Source organism: Paenibacillus sp. S-12 (genome assembly GCF_030363895.1).
Classification (GTDB): domain Bacteria; phylum Bacillota; class Bacilli; order Paenibacillales; family Paenibacillaceae; genus Paenibacillus_B; species Paenibacillus_B alvei.
Genome location: NZ_JASIUF010000012.1, coordinates 291,898 through 312,419, shown reverse-complemented (window position 1 = coordinate 312,419; position 20,522 = coordinate 291,898). Strand labels below are relative to the sequence as shown.

Below are 20,522 nucleotides of genomic sequence, written 5' to 3'. Positions count from 1 at the left end.
CCGGCGCGGGGATGCCCGGCTCGCGGCTGGCGGCACAGCCGCCTTGGCCGCGGCCGGGACACATGGCGGCGCAGCCAGCGCGTGGCGCCGCCCCTTCGCAGAGACCCTGTTCGCCGTCGGCGAGCAAGGTCTCTGCGATGCACTCGCCTGCCGCCGCACCCTACTGGGCGTTGGGGCGGCAGGCGAGCATACGGCTGCAATGCAGCCGTTCCTCCAGCATGGCGAGGCTTGGCTGGAGGACATTTCTGTCCGCGGCTTGCGCGATATTGCCCTGACGGGCGGAGATGTGCTGCAAGCCACGAAACGGACGGCAGGACCATGGCTGCGCCAATGCTTGGAGAGCGTATGGCTTTCCGTTGCATTAGGGGAACTTGTCAATCAACAAGAGGTTCTGCTTGACTACGTAAGGAAAGCGTGGAACGAACAATGAGTGACCAATTGCTTGCATGGTTCAAAGAACATCCTGATGAATTTATATCTGGCGAAGAAATTAGCCGTAGACTTGATATATCTCGAACTGCCGTATGGAAGCAAATTAATCGGCTTCGCTCGAAAGGCTATGAGTTCGAGGCTGTTCCGAAGCTGGGCTATCGGCTCGTTCAGATGCCAACTCGGCTTGATGAAGTGTCGCTGCTTGCAAAGCTGAAAACGAGCAAATTAGGTCATCAGCTTCGCATCATTGCCCGGACAGAATCAACACAGAATGAGGCGGCTGCGTGGGCACAGCAGGGGGCAGAGGATGGCGCTGTCATCATTGCGGAAGAACAAACAATGGGACGAGGACGCCACGGGAAAAGCTGGCACTCCCCCGCAGGCAAGGGGATATGGATGAGTTTGATCCTTCGCCCGCAAATTCCACTGCAATTCACACCGCATCTAACACTGCTTGCCGCAGTCGCTCTCTGTCGTGCAATGAAGCGAGTGACAGAGATTGAGTTGGGCATTAAGTGGCCCAATGATATTTTGCATGACAATAAAAAAGTTTGTGGTATCCTGACGGAATCCTCTGCAGAGGATGAGCGGCTCGTTCACGTCATTGCGGGATTTGGGATAAGTGTAAACTTAGATGCGCATGACTACCCGGATGAATTGAAGGCGATTGCGACATCTCTGAAGATCGCCTCAGGAAAGGAAATCGATCGCGCATCGCTGATTGCCGAGTGCTTATTTGAGTTGGAACAGTTGTATAAGCTGTATGTCGAGCAAGGATTTGCACCGATCAGAGCACTGTGGGAGGCGCAAAGCATAACAATCGGACGCAGTGTGACGGTAGGAACCCCGAATGGACCTGTCTCTGGGGTTGCACAGGGACTGGATGAAACGGGAGCGCTAATCCTGCTAGGTGAAGACGGCTGCTATCGTAAAATTTTTTCCGGAGATATTCATTTTACTGGATGAAAGACAGGATGATTTCTGGTATACTTAGTGTCGGCCTGGCGGTATCTTTCACAGAACCGCACCGGCCGTACACACAAGGACATAAGTGCATATCCTTGACGAACGTGTAGCACGTTTCTGCTCTGAGCCGAAGGGACCGAGACAGAAGGACGTCCGCTTGCGACCTCTTTTTTTCTTATGGACCCTTTTAGTGGAAACGCTAAAAGGTTTTTTTGTTTTGCACACACTAAGAAAAAACGTATAGCAGAATCTTCATGAATGAAAGTGATTGAGGATTCGAGCTAGACAACGTGAAAAGAGACGTTAAAGGAGATGAAAACAAAGAATGAACAAGCCAAAGCAGCCACTGAGTATTGTAAAAATGAAAACGATGAAGCAAAAAAGGGAACCGATCGCGATGGTGACCGCCTATGACTATCCGACTGCCCGACTGGCAGAAGAAGCGGGCGTCGACATCATTCTCGTTGGAGATTCCTTGGGCAATGTCGTGCTAGGCTATGACTCTACATTGCCTGTCACGATTGATGATATGGTATATCATTCCCGCGCAGTACGCCGGGGAGCGCCCAATACATTTGTCGTTACGGATATGCCGTTCATGACTTATCACAGCTCGGTAACGGATACGCTGAATGGAGTTCGCCGCATTATGCAGGAAGGCCATGCAACAGCCGTGAAGATGGAGGGCGGCGCTGAGATTGCTCCTATGGTAGAGGCATGTGTGAAGGCTGGCGTACCTGTACTGGGTCATATCGGTCTTACTCCGCAATCTGTGCATCAAATTGGGGGTTATCGTATTCAAGGCAAGACTATGGATGATGCGCAGAGATTGTTGGACGACGCGTTAGCCCTACAGCAGGCAGGAGCATTTGGAGTCGTACTGGAGCTTGTGACGGATGAAGTTGCAGCTTATATCTCGGAACGTCTCGACATTCCGACAATCGGAATTGGTGCTGGAGCCAAATGTGACGGACAAGTGCTCGTATTCCATGATATCGTGCGTTATGATGCTGACTACCGTCCAAAACGTTTTGTAAAAACATATGCGGACATCGGTACGACCATCCGAGAGGCGTTCTCTTCTTATGTAGAAGAGGTGAAGCAGCGCGCATTCCCTGCTCAGGAGCACGTTTTTGCCGCAGATGACGAATTAACAGGGCAGCTATACGGGAGCGGGAAGGTGCAGACACCATGATCACAGTTCATTCCATACAAGAGCTTAGAGACGCTCTGCGTCGCGCCAAGCTTGAACATAGACGTCCGGACGGAGATCCGGCCATAGGCTTCGTTCCAACAATGGGATATTTACATGATGGACATGCAAGCTTGTTAAGCCAAGCTCGCAATCAGTCCGATGTTGTAGTGCTTAGTATTTTTGTCAATCCGATTCAATTCGGTCCAAATGAGGACTATGAGAAATATCCTCGCGACGAAGAAAGGGATCTTGCGGTTGCCAAGCAGCATGGTGTAGATATTGTATTTATGCCAACGCCTGACATGATGTATCCAACACCTACCAAGACGAAAGTGCATGTTGATGATATTACGGGTCCGCTCTGTGGAGCAACGCGTCCCGGACATTTCGACGGCGTTACAACTGTTGTGACCAAACTGTTCAATCTTGTTCAGCCCAATAAAGCCTTCTTCGGGATGAAGGATGCACAGCAAGTAGCGGTAATTCAGCGCATGGTGGCGGATTTGAATTTCCCAGTTGAAATTGTTCCTTGCCCGATTGTGCGTGAGGAAGACGGATTAGCAATGAGCTCGCGCAATGTGTACTTGTCAGAGGCAGAACGGTCACAAGCACTCGTGCTGTCACGTTCTCTTCGTCAGGTTGACAGTTGGCTGCAGAATAACCCAAAGCTGACTGCGCCAGAGCTTCAGCAGAAAATGAGGGAAATGATTGCAGAACAGCCGCTCGCAAGTATTGATTACGTGGAAATATTAAGCTTCCCGCAGCTTGAATCGGTATCCCCGGACATGCCGCTGGAGCAACGTGATGGCAATATTCTAATTGCACTGGCCGTTAAATTTGGACGGACAAGATTGATTGATAATCGCATGTTAACTCATGGAGAGTAGGGGGGCTATCGCATGATGCGCGAGATGATGAAATCGAAAATTCACCGTGCGACAGTAACGGAAGCGAATTTGAACTATGTTGGGAGCATTACGATAGATGAACACTTAATGGAATTGGCTGATATTTGGCCGAATGAAAAAGTTCAGATCGTAAACAATTATAATGGAGCACGCTTAGAGACTTATGTGATTCCAGGACCTAAGCATTCAGGCGTTATTTGCTTAAATGGCGCAGCAGCTCGACTTGTACAGCCTGGGGACAATGTTATTATTATTTCTTACGCATCCATGACAAATGAAGAAGCGCGTCAATACAAGCCTAATATTGTGTTTGTAGACGGAGGCAACAAGCCTGTTGAAGTGATGAACCTGACTGAGGAGCATTCGACGATTCGCTAAGCTTCAAACGCATAGCTCACGTTGGCTGGATTACCTGTGGCTTTTTAGAGGACGTAATTGTTTGCTTCGCTTCGTTTGACAACGGAAGCCAGTACACGGGAATCGTTGGGGCACCGAATGAAAATTAGCTCTGAGACAAACAATGAACCTGAGCCGGTAAGACAACGATACGCAACACTCGTGAAGGTGGGATGGAATCGTGCTGCAACATGTATTCGAGACCATGAATGAACTGTTGGATGAAGTGATTGCCAAATACCCGCATGCTAAGGGAAAGCAAAAGCAAGAGCTCGAGCATCAAGTGTCGCTGCTTCGCTCCATGAGTGATCATATTGTAGAGGAGTGGCTGCGCTTTGAGGAGCGCTTGTCCCTGCTGAGACCAAAGGCAGGCAAGGGTAGCACCGTACCCTCACAGCCATGCCCAGTAAAGGATAGTAAAATAACCTTACCGGATTATGGGGATCCGTACCAACGGGGCCAAGGGTATTACTTGCTTATGATGTATAAGGAAGCGGTTCCGTTCTTGGAGCAGGCCGCAAAGCTTCACCCGGAAAGTATCGAAGTGCGCGCTTATCTGGCGATGTCACACCTGCATTTAGGAAATTGTCAGGAAGCAGGTCATCATTTTCAGCTTATTATTCCTTTAACTGACAACAACAGCATGAAGGCGATAGCGTGCAATGCGCTAGGCTGTATTCATGCGAAGCAGCATCAATTTGCGCAAGCCAAGGCATGGTTCCAAAAAGCGCATGAACTGGATCCAACATTACCTGAACCCATTATGAATTTGAAGGTATGCCAGTCGAAAAGCGGGCAATTGGAATTAGGCGGCGAGCACATGATGCATATCCAATAACATGCATGTGAAATCAATTGTCATGACATCGGAGGGGAACATTTGTGTGGGAAAAAATACGCACAGATGTTTCCCTCTAGTCATTTCCAAACGACCGAACATCTGTTATGCTAAGAACAGAAATTGTGAGAGGAAAGGCTATTGAGATGAGATTTGCTGTTTTGGATTTTGAAACGACCGGCAATCAGCCGAACGATGAAATAATTCAAATCGGTCTGGTCATTCTTGGCCATGATTTGAAGATAGAACGCGAATATCATACGCTTGTTCGACCAACCGTCCCAATACCGGAATTTATATCGCAGCTTACAGGCATTACCGAGGAAGATGTGAAGGACGCTCCCGATATTGATGATGCAATGACTGGGCTTGTTCCTTTGCTAGGGGATGTTGTATTGGTTGGCCACAATGTGGCCTTTGATTATCAATTCCTGTGCCGGGCGTTGGAGCAGACGGGGTATTTGCCATTCACAGGTCGTATTTTAGATACGATTGAACTTTTGCGTATTTTGTTCCCTTCACTGCCTTCCTTTCAGCTTGGTTCTGTGTCGCATGAAATGGGTGTTGTTCATGACCGACCGCATCAAGCAGACAGTGATGCAAGAGCAACAGCAGATATATTTATACGCTGTCTAGAAGCGATTGACCAGTTGCCACTGTTAACGCTGCAGCGTGTAGTCGATGTATTCGGAGATCATGAGGAACGTGACTTGAAGTGGCTGCTGGCTGAGAAGCTTCAGGAGCGCGAGGTGTCCGATTGGACGGAAGAAGAAGGGTACCATCCGTTTCGGCAGTTGACATTGAAGCAGGCGGATTGGACAGAGACGGAACCGCCGCGTGACTCGTCAGCAGTGAATCCGCTTAAGGGGGTCACTTTCGCCCAATTCCTTGACCAGGTGAAGACGAATCTAGCCAACCGCTTGGATAATTATGAACCTCGCGAGTCGCAGGAACAGATGTTCAATGAAGTCATGGAATGTTTCGAGCAAGAACATCACCTGCTTATCGAAGCGGGTACAGGAACCGGAAAATCATTAGGATACTTGCTTCCAGCCATATATCAGAGTGTTTCTCAAGAAAGCAAAGTGATTGTTAGCACACACACAATCAATTTACAAGAACAGCTCAGACAACGTGATTTGCCGCTTTTGGAGAAGATTGTTCCGGTTCCGTTTAAGGCATCGGTATTAAAAGGCCGCAGTCACTATTTGTGTTTGAGAAAATTTGAACATAAAATAGGTAATAGGGAGTATGTACATGCTCGCGATGATAGTCTGACAGCTGCCCAAATGCTGGTGTGGCTCAGTGAGACCGAACATGGAGATGATGAAGAGCTGCACTTCGTTCATAAAGGTGCTGACTTCTGGGATACCGTTGCCAGTGATAGTGATTCTTGCTTGAATCGCGCATGTCCTTGGTTCCGTCGGTGCTTCTACCATCGGGCGAAGAATGATGCGAATTTATCAGACATTATCATCACGAACCACTCGTTATTATTTACGGATGTCATTGCAGAGCATCGTTTGCTTCCTGCCTACGAGCAGCTTGTTGTAGACGAAGCACACCACTTTGAAGAGACGGCCGGCAAACACCTAGGCATTCACTTGCAATATTTTTCACTCATTCATCCGTTGACCCAGTTGTTCAAGGATAGTAAAAACGGGGCGCTTGTGCTGCTGCAGCAGCGCCTTCGCTTGTCAGGCAATGAAAAGGCGCTTGTCTGGGCAGAAGGAATTGATAAGATGCTGACACAGCTCGTCGATGTCAAGGATCAGTGGGATCGCTTGCATGAGCAACTTTATCAGATGCTGCCTTCCATGAATGAAGCCGGTCAAGCGGAGGGCGGCCAAGCTGTGCTTAGGCTGCCGTCAGGTAATCGTCCTGAAGCCTGGAGCTCTATTGCGGAACTGGAAGGCGATATTCATACCCGCTTAAGCGACATTGTCCGTTCGGGGGAGAAGCTCGTTAACGAATGGAAGGATTACGATGATGACGAGGTTCAAGGCGTTACGGCAGACGTGACAGGTCTGTTCAAGGACATTGGGCAACTTCGTGATGAATTCCGGGAGTTTATGCAGGGCAAGGATGCGGATACGGTATATTGGATGGAAGGAAATCTCCAATATAAGCATAAATCGATGCAAATGTATGCCGTCCCTGTTGATGTGAGTGAGGCACTGAAGCGTTATTTCTTTGAGCCGAAGAAGAGTGTCATTCTGACATCAGCAACATTGTCTGTCGATAAATCGTTCCAGTTCGTGGCCGAACAATTGGGCTTGAAGGATGCAGAACGGGATGGGCGCTTGAACACTGTCATCCTTCCGTCACCATTTAACTACCGTGAACAAGCGCTTGTAGTCATTCCGCGTGACTTTCCGAGCGTAAAGGGGGCGTCAGACGCTAAGTTTAATATGACGCTGATGCAGTCACTGGCCGATGTAGCTAAGGTGACAGAGGGACGAATGCTTGTATTATTCACATCGTATCGCATGCTGCGGGATGTATATGAGCCGCTAAAGGAAGCGCTAAGCCTCCATGGCATTCAAGTGCTGGGACAAGGAATTGACAGCGGCAATCGAAGCAAGCTGACACGAAGGTTCCGAGAACAGCCGAACTCGGTGCTTCTTGGGACAAGCAGCTTTTGGGAAGGAGTAGATATTCCGGGAGATGCGCTGACCTGTCTGGCGATTGTACGACTTCCTTTCCAGCCGCCGAATCACCCGTTAGTGGAAGCAAAATGCGATCGCTTGAAGCGGATGAATCAAAATCCGTTCCGCAAATATTCTGTACCGCAGGCTGTTATCCGGTTCAAGCAGGGATTCGGTCGTCTCGTGCGCACAACGCAGGACAAAGGGATTGTAATCATTTATGACACCCGGGTTATTGAGACAAGCTATGGCAAACACTTTCTTTACTCGCTGCCTGGTCCAAAAATGGAGCATATGGCAACAGAACAACTTGTACCACGTATAGATACGTGGCTAGACCATAATCAAAGAGGTATTGGAGAGCGATGAGAGGAGCTTTTTTAGGATGAAAGCACTAAAAATATCAGAAGCTGTCGTTCGGCGCTTACCCGTATATTTACGTCACCTATTAGAATTGAAGCAGCGTGAAGTGCTCACAGTTTCATCTCAAGATTTGGGACAGAAGCTGAACTTGAATCCTGCCCAAATTCGAAAGGACTTGGCATACTTCGGCGACTTCGGCCGCAAGGGTATCGGGTATGATGTATCGTATCTTATTCAACAAATTCGGCATATTTTAAAACTCGATCAGGTAATACCTGTTGGACTTGTCGGCGCAGGTAAATTAGGGCACGCCCTTTGCAACTACACCGTATACTTGAAAGATAATATGAAAATTGTTGCTGTGTTCGATGCTCAGGAGTCCAAAATTAACACTGAGATTAACAATTTGAAAGTTCAGCCCATGTCTGATCTCATTCCTACGGTTCGTGAAAAGCAAATTCGCATCGGAATCATTACGGTGCCGGCTACGGAAGCACAGCATGTTGCGGATCAATTTGTAGAGGCCGGGGTAGAAGCCATTTTGAATTTCGCGCCTGTCATCTTGAGAGTGCCGCCGAATATTCGGGTTCATACAGCCGACTTCACGACGGACTTGTTCAGTTTGGCGTATTATTTATCTGATAATGGAAAGGAAGTACCTGCCGAATGACACATCGAATCATTATTAAAAACGGCATATTTGCCGACTTGTCTCCAACTGCGAAACAATCCTCCTTCCATGGATTCATGGTCGTGGAAAATGATCGCATCGTTCATCTGGGAGCTGATTTGCCTGAGCAATACACATCTGAAGGTGCAGAAATCATTGATGGCAAGGGATTGTTCTTTATTCCAGGACTTGTGAATACACATGGACATGCTGCGATGTCTTTGCTGCGCGGATATGGTGATGACCTTGCGCTTCAAACGTGGCTGCAGGAGAAAATGTGGCCGATGGAAGGTAAGTTTACGGCTACGGATGTGTACTGGGGAACGGCGTTGTCGGTTGTTGAAATGTTGAAGGGCGGTACGACAACATTTGTTGATATGTATGATTACATGGATGAAGTGGCAAAGGTAAGTGAGCAATCTGGAATCCGTGCATCACTCATGCGCGGAGCGATTGGCTTGTGTCCGGAGGATGTACAGCGGGAGAAGTTGAATGAAGCGATCCAGTTCGCGAAGGATTGGAACGGGAAGGCAAATGGCCGCATTCGTACACTGTTGGCGCCACATGCGCCGTATACTTGCCCGCCATCCTTTATCGAGAGCTTTGTTCAGGCTGCGCATGATTTAGATTTGCCGCTTCATACTCATATGTCAGAAACGAAAGCTGAAGTAGAGCAAAATGTGAAGGATTATGGAATGCGTCCGGTAGCGCATCTCGAGAAGCTTGGCTTCTTCTCACGTCCTTCCTTCGTCGCTCATGGTGTTCATCTGACAGATGAGGAAATAGAAACGCTTGCGAAATATAATGTGGCGGTGTCTCACAATCCAGGCAGCAACTTGAAGCTGGCGAGCGGCGTTGCTCGCGTAACTGAGCTGCTTCGTGCAGGTGTTGTAGTATCACTTGGTACCGACGGACCGGCAAGCAACAATAACCTTGATATGTTTGAAGAAATTCGACTCGCCGCCCTGATCCATAAAGGCGTGTCCGGTGATCCGACTGCTATTCCTGCAGCAGAGGCACTGCGCATGGGAACAATCTATGGTGCGAAGACAATTCGTGTTGACGATATTGGCGCGCTTGAAGTGGGAATGAAGGCTGACTTTGTTGCAGTTGATATTGATCAGCCTCACTTTATGCCTCATACGGATTTGGTATCCCATGTTGTATACTCGGCATCTGCCAAGGATGTCAAGCATGTATGGGTTGATGGAAAGCAGGTTGTGAAGAATGGCGAATGCCTGACGATGGATGAGGAACGAATCCTTCATGAGGCGCAGCAATGCTTTGAGAGCTTGCTTGCAAGATAGGCAGGAGGAGAGTTCATGCAGAGAAGACGCGTACGCCGGAGATCGCATTGGAAATGGCTGATACCGGTACTCGTTCTCTTGTTTCTAGTCGGATTGTTCTTCGCCTCTTATCAGTATGTGCAATATATTAATAAGGATGAGCGAGTAAAAGAAGCGGAAATTGTGAAACGGGCGAATGAGGCTGTTAAGCTTGCAAGTGTGACTGAAGTGGAGAAGGGGGTTTGGGATCAAGTTGTATATACGGTTCGGGGAACTGACGAGCAAGGTCAGGAACATATGATTTGGGTGCTCCCGGATAAGGTAAACCTAATGACTTCTGCAGAAGTAACCTCAAAGGAAACGATTGAGGGGAGAATTGAAGCGCAGTACCCGGATGCAGATGTGATCCGAATTACTCCTGCTTATAAGGATGATCAATATTTATGGCAGGCTTTAGTCAAACGAAAAGATGACCAAGGCGTTGTCCATTATTTCTATCATTTTTATACATTTGCTAACGGTTCGCCTACAGGTGATATTTATACGCTGCCTAATAAATAGCATATTCGACGAATGATCTTGAAGCGCTGCTGCTTCGTTTGTGCGTACATGAACACATGTACATCAGACGGAGGATGCAGCGCTTTTTTATTCCTGGAACAAGTTCGATGGCAATCATGGTACACTTTACATTCAGAGATAGTGCAGTATGTATGATATACTCATGATATATCAAAGAGAGAACATTAGGGGTATATAATATAGATTAGCAACAGGAGGTTTCAGCATGGCGAAAAAAATACGTATTGTTCCTACCTTGCTCATTATGTTGATTACAGCTGTTGCTTTGTTCGGTGGTTGGGCATTTTATGAACGCAGCTTCGTAAAGCAGCCTGTAGAGCGAGTGCTCAAGCAGCATGCTGAAATTACGCAGTATGATGTAAAGTGGGATCCCGATACATTGCAAGTAAAGCTGAAGACCAAGAACGGAACAAATATTAGCAGCTTGGTTGAACAAGTATCAGATGAATTGCAGCAAAATTCGAGCGGTAAGAAGATTCAACTCGAATATTGGAATGAGCAAAGCACGCCGAATATCGATCAATTATGGTCACGGGCCATGTTCGATGTAGCTGAGGCGATGGTTCATCAGAAGTATAGTGACATTCCCGTACGATTGAAGGAGCTTCAACAGCAGCACCCAGGCATTCAGATTCAAACCGAAATGGATGCTCGTTATGTCTATATTCAACTCAAGGATGGGCAAGGAAGCAAGACAATTTTGCTTCCATTGCAAGCATCGCCTGTGGGGGTGTGGCCTAATGAAAAAGCAACGGCAATCCGTTCGTAGTTGGGAATTGGCATTGGGGATTGTAATCCCAGCCATACTATTTATTAGCTATCTTGGTGTGAATATTTGGCCGATCGTAGCAGCCGCCGTCGCGATTACTGTTCTTCTGTTCTTTGTGAATCGGAGAGGGCAAGCAGGTATGACACGTTCATCCGGACGTGCAAAAGCAGGCCAAAGTCATATTAGTGCGATGAGTTTTGAGAAAATAGGCGGGCAGGACAGAGCAAAAAATGAATTAATTGAGGCGCTTGATTTCTTAGTACGACCTGATGATATTCGGAAGTTTGGGATTCGTCCGTTGAAGGGAATATTGTTGACAGGCCCTCCAGGAACGGGGAAAACATTGATGGCCAAGGCTTCTGCTCATTATGCAGATGCCGTGTTCATTGGCGTATCAGGCAGTGAGTTCGTCGAAATGTATGTCGGCGTAGGGGCTGGCCGTGTACGTGAACTGTTCAAGGAAGCAAGACAGCGCGCAGAGAAAGAGAAAAAGCAGAATGCAGTCATTTTCATTGATGAGATTGACGTCATTGGTGGTAAGCGTGAAGGCGGGCAGCAAAAAGAATACGATCAAACGCTAAATCAGCTGTTGACGGAAATGGATGGCTTATATACTGATGAAGAGCCACGCATTCTTGTGATGGCAGCAACGAACCGCAAGGAGATGCTGGACAGTGCACTGCTGCGACCTGGACGCTTTGACCGCCATATTCAAGTCGATATGCCGGATAAGAAAGGGCGCAAGCATATTTTGGAGCTGCACGCCGCTAACAAGCCGCTTGCGGAAGAGGTCAGTCTGGATCGAATCGCAGAGGAAACCTTTGGCTTCTCAGGCGCTCAATTAGAAAGCGTGCTTAATGAGGCTGCCATTTATGCGATGCGTCAACGGCAAGAATCCATTACGATGGAACATCTTTCCCTGGCGATTGATAAGGCGTTGCTAGGAGAGAAAAGCGACCGAGAGACAAATGAAGAGGAACGTCGTCGCGTGGCTATTCATGAGCTAGGCCATGCAATCACGGCAGAGCTTGTCCGACCGGAAAGCGTTTCACAGGTAGCTCTCAGCCCGCGCGGTCAAGCATTAGGGTACGTTCGACATCAGCCTCAAGGGGATCGTTACTTATATACGAAGCCGTTCCTTGAGGAGCAGATTATGATAGCGCTAGGCGGCTCGGTAGCAGAGGAGCTGTTCTACGGCAATCGCAGTACAGGCTCTCAGGGAGACTTCGATCAAGCACTCAATATCGTGGAGACGATGGTGAATGCTGGTTTAACTAATCTAGGCATCGTTCGATTGAAGCATCTCTCGCCAGATGTCTTGACAAATGAAACGCAGGCGATTATGGTAGATTTGACCTATCGAACGCGTGAATTGTTGGAGAAGCACCGGGATGCTTTTGAGCGATGTTTGCAACACCTTTTGGAAGAGGAATTAGTAAACGGAGATACGTTCCGGTGTCTATTATGTGACAAGAAACAATTACCAGCGTGAATTCACGCTGGTTTTTCTTTTTTGTTTCCATATTCATGATAAGATAAGGTGAGGTACCTATGCACTGATAACGAAACCATCATCTCGGGTACACTATGCAGAGCATAGCAACAGGAAAGGTGGAAGAAACCATGTTTTTCAAAAAGATCGGCGTCATCGGCGGCGGTACAATGGGCCAAGGCATTGCAGAAATGCTTGCTGTCAAAGGCTTGGACGTGCTGTTGGTGGAGCAATCGCCGGAGAAGCTGGACCACGCGTATGAAATGATTGAAACAAGCCTGGACAAGCAGCTTGAGAAATGGGCTATCACACAGGCGGAAAAAAAGTTAATTCTTTCGCGCATACATAAGGTGACGCATCTGGCGGAGCTGAGTGCATGCGATATGGTAATTGAGACTATATCTGAAGATCTGGAAGCGAAGAAATTGGTCTTTGCTGAACTGGATCGCGTATGCCCAAGCAACATTATTTTGGCAAGCAACACATCGACACTGTCCCTGACAGAAATGGCAAGCTCAACGAAGTATCCTGAGCGTGTTATTGGCATGCACTTTATTCATCCCGTTTCGAAGGTTGACCTTGTCGAAATTATCCGCGGGTTAAAAACCTCTGACGAAACATTCAATGAAACGAAGCGCTTCGTCGAAGAGGTTGTACAGAAAAAAGGAATCATGGTATTCGAGTCTCCGGGCTTCGTGACGTCTCGTTTGATCTGTCTTTTGATTAACGAGGCTTTGCACGTTCTGCAAGAGGGCGTAGCGTCTGCCGAAGATATCGACAATGCAATGAGAATCGGATATAATTTCCAATACGGGCCTCTTGAGATGGCAGACCGCTTTGGCTTGGATTCGATACTGGCTGCTATGGAACGCATGTTCCGCGAGTTCGGCGATATCAAATACCGTCCGTCCGTATTGTTGAAAAAGATGGTGCGCGCTGGCCACCTCGGCGTGAAATCGGGCGTCGGATTTTTCAAGTATGATAAGGATGGGGATAGACTATGAAAATACTCGTAATCAATGCAGGCAGCTCCTCACTCAAATATCAGCTATATGATATGAAGGACGAATCGGTACTGGCAGCAGGCCGCGTGGAACGTATCGGGATGGATTCCTCCATTCTTATTCACGAACCGCATCACACTGACGAAATTACAGAAGTAAGCGAAATTCTTGACCATACGATTGCGATTCGTAAAGTATTGGACAAGCTTACAGATGCAAAGGTTGGCGTAGTTAAAACGATCAGCGAGATTGAGGCTGTTGGACACCGTGTCGTTCACGGCGGTGAATCATTCAGCAATTCCGTATTGGTTGACTCAGAAGTCAAAGCGGAAATCCGTCGTCTGTTCGATCTGGCTCCGCTGCATAACCCTGCTCACATGATGGGCATTAAAGCAGTTGAAACGAACTTGCCGGACGTACCGCAAGCGGTTGTATTCGATACTGCTTTCCATCAAACGATGCCTCAGAAGGCATACATGTACGCGATACCGAAGGTGCTATACAAGAAGCACAAAGTTCGTCGCTATGGCTTCCATGGTACATCCCATAACTATGTCAGCCAACGTGCGGCTGAAGTTGTTGGACGTCCGATCGAAGACTTGAAAATCATCACATGCCATATTGGTAACGGCGGCAGCTTGACAGCGGTTGAGGGCGGAAAATCGATCGACACATCGATGGGTATGACTCCGCTGGAAGGCTTGATGATGGGGACACGCAGTGGTGACTTGGATCCGGCTGTTGTGCCTTTCACAATGATGAAAGAAGATTTGACAGTCAATGAAGTCAACTCCATGTTGAATAAGCACAGTGGATTGCTCGCAATCTCAGGCTTGTCCAGTGACATGCGTGAAATTACAGATGCAATGGCTGAGGGCGAACCAAATGCAACATTGGCATTCGATATGTACGTATATCGCTTGCGTAAATACATCGGTGCATATGCAGCAGCGATGGACGGCGTTGATGTAATCGTATTTACGGCGGGTGTTGGTGAAAACTCTATCGTAATTCGTGAAGCAACATGCGAGAAGTTGACGTTCTTGGGCGTTGAAATTGATCCAGAGCTGAACAAAATCCGTTCGAAAGAACCGCGTCTGATTTCCACTCCAAATTCGAAAGTAAAAGTTCTTGTCGTTCCAACGAACGAAGAGCTTATGATTGCGCGGGATACATTCCGCCTTGTGCAAGAATCGAAATAATGCGTAAGGGAGAGAGCGATCGATGACGACGACTTGTGTCATCCGCGAAGTTAGCCGCCATGTAGGCGAAGAAATCCGTATGGGCTGCTGGCTGCACAACAAACGTTCCAGCGGCAAGATTCAATTCTTGCAGCTGCGTGACGGTACTGGATTTATCCAGGGTGTTGTAGTGAAAAGTGAAGTGCCGGAGGAAGTCTGGGAAGCGGCAAAAAGCTTAACACAAGAAAGCTCTATGTATGTTACGGGGACTGTTCGCGAGGAACCACGTTCCAAATCCGGATATGAGATGACTGTAACGAATGTGGAAATCATTCAAATTACAGAAAATTATCCGATTACACCGAAGGAACATGGTGTTGATTTCTTGATGGATCATCGTCATTTGTGGCTCCGTGCACCGAAGCAGCATGCCATTTTGACAATCCGCGGGGAAATCATTCGTGCGGTTCAGCAATTCTTCGATGAGAAGGGCTTTACACTGGTGGATCCACCAATTCTTACGCCATCCTCTTGCGAAGGAACAACAGAATTGTTCCATACGAAATACTTCGAAGAAGATGCGTTCCTGACGCAAAGTGGCCAGCTGTACATGGAAGCAGCCGCAATGGCGCTTGGTAAGGTTTACTCATTCGGACCAACATTCCGTGCTGAGAAATCGAAGACACGCCGCCACTTGATCGAGTTCTGGATGATCGAGCCGGAAATGGCGTTTGTTGACCATGAAGAGAACCTGAAGGTGCAGGAGCAATTCGTTTCGCACATCGTACAATCTGTGCTGAACAATTGCCGTGCAGAGCTGGAAACACTCGGCCGCGATACGTCTAAGCTGGAGAAATGTGTAGCGCCATTCCCGCGCATTACGTATGATGAAGCAATCGCATTTTTACAAGAGCAAGGGTATGATATTCCTTGGGGTGAAGATTTCGGTGCGCCGCATGAAACGGCAATCGCTGAGAAGTACGAAACTCCTGTGTTTATCACGCACTACCCAACGAACATCAAGGCATTCTACATGAAGCCGGATCCAAATCGTCCAGAAGTCGTTCTGTGTGCGGATATGATCGCTCCAGAAGGCTATGGAGAAATTATCGGCGGATCTCAGCGTATTGACGATCCTGCCCTGATGGAAGAACGCTTCAAGGAACATGAATTGTCTCCTGAGGCTTACCAGTGGTATATGGATTTGCGTAAATACGGTACTGTTCCTCACTCTGGATTTGGTCTCGGTCTGGAACGTACTGTAGCTTGGATTTGCGGATTAGAACATGTTCGTGAGACAATTCCATTCCCACGCCTGTTATATCGTTTATATCCATAAGCTTCATGTAGCTCAGATCAGTAAGTGATGAAGATCGTCCTGTATCGCAAAAGCGGTATGGGGCGATTTTTTCAATAGCGATAAAGCCCTAATTTCTAAAATTTGAAAACGTTGCCAATTTAGTGCTTATCAAATAGCTGATCATATGAGACAATAGAGGGGTAGTGAAGCGGAGAGGGGATTAATGTATGAGTGGAGACGCTTTTCGCACCTTTGCCAAAGGGATGGCGCTTGGCATGCAATCAGGCAGTATTAGTGTGCCGTACCACCTGCTGCGCTGCTATCGGCAGCTGAAGCTGAATGATACGGAAGCAATGCTGCTTATTCATCTTATAGGCTTCAAGCAGCAGGAAATGAAGGACTTTCCGACAATAGAGGAGCTGCAGGAACGTATGGGAACAGCTCCTGAGCTAGTCATCAAGTCGCTGCAGAGACTGCTGAAGGATGGCTTTATCAGCATAGACGAAGAAGTCGACCCGGCAACGCAAGTGCAGTATGAGCGATATAATTTAACTGGATTATGGGAAAAGATGGCCGTATTCGTAACGGAAGAGATTCGAGCTGAACGTCAGCGGTTAAGACAATCTTCTGCATTAACGGACTCGGATCAACCGAATCTGTTCAATATATTTGAGAAGGAATTCGGCCGTCCGCTTTCACCAATGGAATGTGAGACAATTGCCGGATGGATAGATCAGGATCATTATCCAGAGGAATTAATTCTCTTAGCACTGAAGGAAGCGGTGTTTGCAGGTAAGGTGCATTTCCGCTACGTGGATCGCATATTGCTAGAATGGAGCCGTAACCGAGTTCGCTCAATTGAAGATGCCAAGGCTTATACTCAGAAGTTCCGTTCTAGCGGAAGATGAGTGACGAGTTCTCGAATTGCATGGGAAAATAATGTCCGACACTAAAGCCCTCTGTCTAAAGTGACTGAGGGCCTTATCTGTTTTATGGAATAATAGGCTAGCATTTATTGATGAAGTGCTTGTTTGCGGTATACATATTCGAACAAGAATTCGAATGCCTCCAGATGTCGCTTGGCCTCGAAGGCATTAGCGCCCCATGCGTATATGCCGTGCTTTCGTAGAAGAATACCCGGAATAAGTGGATCAAGTGACTCTGTAATACATGGTACGATACGTGGGATGTCTGCGTAGTTCGGTACGACAGGGATGTTGATTATCGCGTCTTCCTCCCAAATGTTAAATGCTTTAATTAATTCTACGCCTTCTACCGGCACAGTACCGCGATCTCCATATAGATCAGATACGATGGTATTAAATACGGTATGAACGTGGAAGATAGCACCACAGCCTGTGAGCCGGTAAATTTCACAATGAATTAATGTCTCAGCACTGGGTTTCAGCTTCGTTGCTTCGGTTGCTCGGCCATTCTCATTCACGAATAGAAAATCTTCAGGAGTATGAACCGACTTATCCTTGCCGCTGGCCGTAATCGCGAATTGGAATTGTTCATTCTGAATATCGCTGACACGAATGGAGAGATTGCCGCTCGTGCCTGGGAACCAGTGGCGGCTTGCAAACTGCTCTTTGATTGTGCGCAGCTCAGCAAGTGCTTGCTGCTTTTGCTCTACTGTGAGCATATTCGTGTTCATTCTATGGACTGGCTCCCTTCTTTTCAACCACTTCTAGCTTATTAGTGTGGATGATTTTAGATATGTGTATTGGAATGGGTCAAATGCTCCATAATATCATAAAAGGTGTGGAATGGTGCATAAGGAAGCTGTAGCTCATCGCATCGCTCGATTAATTGCGCCCTTGCATACACAAATTCAGCCATCTTGGCTGCTGCAAAGTCGGTAACACTATCGCCAATCACAATACGTTCATACTCTTCTTCCGGGAAGCGTCGGACAATGGTCGTTTTGCACATCCCGCAATCATTCGTACAAGGCGGCTGGCAGTAATATGGCCATGTGATGCGAATGCTATCGCCAGTGAAGTCGCTGCCATTACAATATATATGGTCAGAGGGAATTTGATACGGCTTGAGCAGCGGATATACAAAGAAATCAATTCCTCCGCTTGTCACGTACAATTCAATCTCTTCCGTCTGGCAAAATTGAACGAATTGCTCAAAGCCAGGGCGGATGCAGGCTTGCGATATGGCATATTGAACGACTTCGTTTCGCAGTGAAGTAGGGAGCATGGCGAACATTTCACCGACTCCTTGCCGAATTGACTTTCGTTCCTGTATGACATCATTCACGATCTCTTCCCAACCAGACGGGTTGAAATGCCGGATAACTGAAACAATGTTATCATTTTCTGTTATTGTTCCGTCGAAATCGCAAAAAATGACACGACGCTTCTGCACACTCATTTCTTAACACCCCATAATCCAATTGCGGCAGCTAATGGCTCGGATACAACTGCTCTTTGCTCCAACGTATCGCCTTTCATCACGGCATCAATGGCATCTACAAATGCTTGACCGCCAGACGCTGTTCCCAATGGATGCCCGTGTATTCCTCCTCCCGCATTGACAACTACTTCCGTTCCGAAATCCTGAATAATAAGCGGGACAAGACCTGGGTGTATGCCTGCGGAAGGCACCGGGAAGGATCTTTTATGTATGGATTCTAATGATTCTGCTGTGCTAGTTAACGCTTGGCGGATACCTTGTGTCTCTTCCTTTGGCATGGTAACTGATCCGTACGGGGAAGGGAAGAGGACTAGATCGGCACCAGCCAATCGCATTAGCTTGCCAAGTAGGAGCGGAGCAGCAATCCCATGCTCCTTTGCAGGATAGTAAGCGCCGGCAAGTGCAGGGTGAGCTGCAATTGGAACTGTAATATCTGGATCTTGACTCAATCCATGCAGGACATCATATCCGTAGCTTAATACATTGAACAGCAGCGCATTTGCACCGGCCTCTATTGCACGAAGCGCTTGTTCACGAAGCGAGAACGTAGGCCCTGTCAAGTTTACGGCGTATAACAATTTTTTGCCTGTAATTTGCTCAGCAGCAGCAGCTGCTTCCATACAAGCACGAACACGCTGTACGATCGGGGTCAACGGATTTTCAAACAAAATTTCGTCATCCTTAATCAGATCAACTCCACCCAATGCCTGTTGGTAAAATTGTTCCTTCAATCCTGGCAGGTCATGTCCGATAACCGATTTGAAAATACTCATCAATAATGGACGGTTATAAACCTGCAACTGATCACGGATTCCGTCAATTCCATACTTAGGTCCTGAAAATGCTGTTCTGAAAGAGTCCGAAAAATCGAGATCCAATAGCTTGATTTTGCCATCCATAGACAGCTTGCCGAATGCAGTAACGAGTAATGCGGGGAGATCAGGGCTAAAATTAATGTCTGGGTATGCGATGGAGATATCCGCATATCGTTCCCCTGCAACGTCTGATGGATGCTCCTCAATCGTGATAACCTTGCCGAGATGCTTTGACATCTCGGCCTTTCTCGCCTCAGGGAGCTCGGTCCAGCTCCCTACCGTCAAGCCAACGGCAATTCCTTCGGCTTTTTTCTTAAAATCTGCCCGATCATCGAACAGCCGATAGGTGGCGATGCAGTGATCTTTCATTCGATTTCCCTCCCAATTTGGTGTTCCATCTCCTGCGAGCGCTCTGCAGCGCGGTGAACCGCAGATATAATGGTCTTGCTCATATAATGACTGTTCATGACATCAAGTGCAGCCTGTGTCGTGCCGCCAGGAGATGTTACTTTACGGCGCAGTTCAGCAGGTTCTTCCTGCGTTCGTCGTACCATTTCGGCTGCTCCAAGCACGGTCTGCACCGTTAAATCATGTGCAATCTCTTGGGTGAGCCCGCCCTCAACGCCAGCCTGCATCATGGCTTCCATGACGTAATATAAATAGGCAGGGCCGCTCCCAGACAATCCAGTTACAATATTCATATGCTGCTCTTCGACTTCAACTGCGATGCCAATCGCTTCGAATATTATCATCGCGATAGCTCGCTGAGTATCGTCCACAGATTGGGAGCAGCAAATTGCTGTTGCTCCGAGTCCAATCGTACTAGATGTATTCGGCATTGTGCGCACGGTGGCGATAGGACCTAGAATATGCTGGATAGCATGTAAAGAAAGGCCGGCAATGACTGAAATAATGAGTGTGCCAGGACGGAGCAGGGGCTTCAACTCATGAAGTGCGGCTGCAGCATCCTTAGGCTTCATGCATAGTACGATAACGTCAGCTTCATGAAGCAGCTCCTGCTTGCCCTTAGATGTAAGCTCGATCGTAACGCCATACTTCCGCTTCAATTCTTGCAGTCGCTCGTTATTGCTGCGATTTATCATTGAAAATTGCTCTGGTTCCGTTAATTGCTTGGCAAGTACTCCTCTTACGATTGCTTCAGCAATGGAGCCTGCACCGAAAATACAAATGCGAAGAGAACGGAATGTGTCCTTCTCTTGTGTAATTGTTTCATTCATGATGTCCATTCC

Annotated in this window: 20 protein-coding genes; 16 read left to right on the top strand and 4 right to left on the bottom strand. The window is 47.6% G+C overall.

Translation table 11 applies throughout. The features are described from left to right. The 16 genes from NO352_RS12460 to NO352_RS12385 all read left to right on the top strand — a co-directional run. A partial coding sequence (locus NO352_RS12460) for an HD domain-containing protein (RefSeq protein ID WP_483311832.1) occupies positions 1 to 430 on the top strand: 430 nt, incomplete at its 5' end. Continuing rightward, entirely contained in the window at positions 427 to 1,398 is a 972-nt protein-coding gene (locus NO352_RS12455) for a biotin--[acetyl-CoA-carboxylase] ligase (RefSeq protein ID WP_289355803.1), read from the top strand. The genes NO352_RS12460 and NO352_RS12455, both read left to right, overlap by 4 nt. A gap of 325 nt (positions 1,399 to 1,723) precedes the next feature. Continuing rightward, complete coding sequence (panB, locus tag NO352_RS12450) at positions 1,724 to 2,593, top strand: 3-methyl-2-oxobutanoate hydroxymethyltransferase (protein WP_005547004.1); 870 nt, start codon at positions 1,724 to 1,726, stop codon at positions 2,591 to 2,593. After that, positions 2,590 to 3,480, top strand: a complete 891-nt coding sequence (gene panC / locus NO352_RS12445) for a pantoate--beta-alanine ligase (RefSeq protein ID WP_005547005.1) — start codon at positions 2,590 to 2,592, stop codon at positions 3,478 to 3,480. Before panB ends, panC begins: the two co-directional genes overlap by 4 nt. 12 nt (positions 3,481 to 3,492) lie before the next feature. Beyond that, the gene (panD, locus tag NO352_RS12440) at positions 3,493 to 3,879 is read left to right on the top strand and encodes an aspartate 1-decarboxylase (RefSeq protein ID WP_163978858.1); all 387 of its coding nucleotides are present in this window, start codon (positions 3,493 to 3,495) and stop codon (positions 3,877 to 3,879) included. A gap of 199 nt (positions 3,880 to 4,078) precedes the next feature. Continuing rightward, positions 4,079 to 4,735: a tetratricopeptide repeat protein gene (locus NO352_RS12435; RefSeq protein ID WP_005547007.1), complete on the top strand. Its 657-nt coding sequence runs from the start codon at positions 4,079 to 4,081 to the stop codon at positions 4,733 to 4,735. 146 nt (positions 4,736 to 4,881) lie between these two features. Then, entirely contained in the window at positions 4,882 to 7,752 is a 2,871-nt protein-coding gene (gene dinG, locus NO352_RS12430; protein WP_289355801.1) for an ATP-dependent DNA helicase DinG, read from the top strand. 16 nt (positions 7,753 to 7,768) lie between these two features. Then, a complete protein-coding gene (locus NO352_RS12425) occupies positions 7,769 to 8,416 on the top strand; it encodes a redox-sensing transcriptional repressor Rex (RefSeq protein WP_005547009.1) in 648 nt (215 codons plus the stop codon). Beyond that, positions 8,413 to 9,723 carry an amidohydrolase gene (locus NO352_RS12420; RefSeq protein ID WP_289355799.1) on the top strand — a complete coding sequence of 437 codons (1,311 nt, stop codon included), beginning with the start codon at positions 8,413 to 8,415 and terminating at the stop codon, positions 9,721 to 9,723. The genes NO352_RS12425 and NO352_RS12420 overlap by 4 nt, the downstream gene beginning before the upstream one ends. Positions 9,724 to 9,738: 15 nt before the next feature. Beyond that, positions 9,739 to 10,263, top strand: coding sequence for a cell wall elongation regulator TseB-like domain-containing protein (locus tag NO352_RS12415; RefSeq protein ID WP_289355798.1), 525 nt, complete (start codon positions 9,739 to 9,741; stop codon positions 10,261 to 10,263). Between the two features lie 226 nt (positions 10,264 to 10,489). Beyond that, complete coding sequence (locus NO352_RS12410; protein ID WP_262866616.1) at positions 10,490 to 11,053, top strand: quinolinate synthase; 564 nt, start codon at positions 10,490 to 10,492, stop codon at positions 11,051 to 11,053. Beyond that, positions 11,025 to 12,545: an AAA family ATPase gene (locus tag NO352_RS12405; protein ID WP_005547017.1), complete on the top strand. Its 1,521-nt coding sequence runs from the start codon at positions 11,025 to 11,027 to the stop codon at positions 12,543 to 12,545. Before NO352_RS12410 ends, NO352_RS12405 begins: the two co-directional genes overlap by 29 nt. A 131-nt stretch (positions 12,546 to 12,676) precedes the next feature. Then, positions 12,677 to 13,549, top strand: a complete 873-nt coding sequence (locus NO352_RS12400; protein WP_005547019.1) for a 3-hydroxyacyl-CoA dehydrogenase family protein — start codon at positions 12,677 to 12,679, stop codon at positions 13,547 to 13,549. Continuing rightward, a complete protein-coding gene (locus tag NO352_RS12395; protein ID WP_005547021.1) occupies positions 13,546 to 14,751 on the top strand; it encodes an acetate kinase in 1,206 nt (401 codons plus the stop codon). Before NO352_RS12400 ends, NO352_RS12395 begins: the two co-directional genes overlap by 4 nt. A 22-nt stretch (positions 14,752 to 14,773) precedes the next feature. Next, positions 14,774 to 16,069: an asparagine--tRNA ligase gene (gene asnS / locus NO352_RS12390; protein WP_268599686.1), complete on the top strand. Its 1,296-nt coding sequence runs from the start codon at positions 14,774 to 14,776 to the stop codon at positions 16,067 to 16,069. Between the two features lie 188 nt (positions 16,070 to 16,257). Further along, the gene (locus tag NO352_RS12385; RefSeq protein WP_005547025.1) at positions 16,258 to 16,938 is read left to right on the top strand and encodes a DnaD domain-containing protein; all 681 of its coding nucleotides are present in this window, start codon (positions 16,258 to 16,260) and stop codon (positions 16,936 to 16,938) included. 104 nt (positions 16,939 to 17,042) lie between these two features. Here NO352_RS12385 and mtnB read toward each other — a convergent pair whose 3' ends face one another. The 4 genes from mtnB to proC are packed head-to-tail and all read right to left on the bottom strand — an operon-like array spanning position 17,043 to position 20,519. Continuing rightward, positions 17,043 to 17,687, bottom strand: coding sequence for a methylthioribulose 1-phosphate dehydratase (mtnB, locus tag NO352_RS12380; RefSeq protein ID WP_268599685.1), 645 nt, complete (start codon positions 17,685 to 17,687; stop codon positions 17,043 to 17,045). A gap of 56 nt (positions 17,688 to 17,743) precedes the next feature. Next, positions 17,744 to 18,415 (bottom strand): 2-hydroxy-3-keto-5-methylthiopentenyl-1-phosphate phosphatase, encoded by a 672-nt coding sequence (locus tag NO352_RS12375; protein ID WP_289355797.1) that lies wholly within the window; start codon positions 18,413 to 18,415, stop codon positions 17,744 to 17,746. Continuing rightward, the gene (locus NO352_RS12370) at positions 18,412 to 19,641 is read right to left on the bottom strand and encodes a 2,3-diketo-5-methylthiopentyl-1-phosphate enolase (protein ID WP_289355796.1); all 1,230 of its coding nucleotides are present in this window, start codon (positions 19,639 to 19,641) and stop codon (positions 18,412 to 18,414) included. The genes NO352_RS12375 and NO352_RS12370 overlap by 4 nt, the downstream gene beginning before the upstream one ends. Next, on the bottom strand, positions 19,638 to 20,519 hold the full coding sequence (gene proC, locus NO352_RS12365) for a pyrroline-5-carboxylate reductase (protein ID WP_289355795.1): 882 nt from the start codon (positions 20,517 to 20,519) through the stop codon (positions 19,638 to 19,640). Before proC ends, NO352_RS12370 begins: the two co-directional genes overlap by 4 nt. Between the last annotated feature and the right edge of the window lie 3 nt (positions 20,520 to 20,522).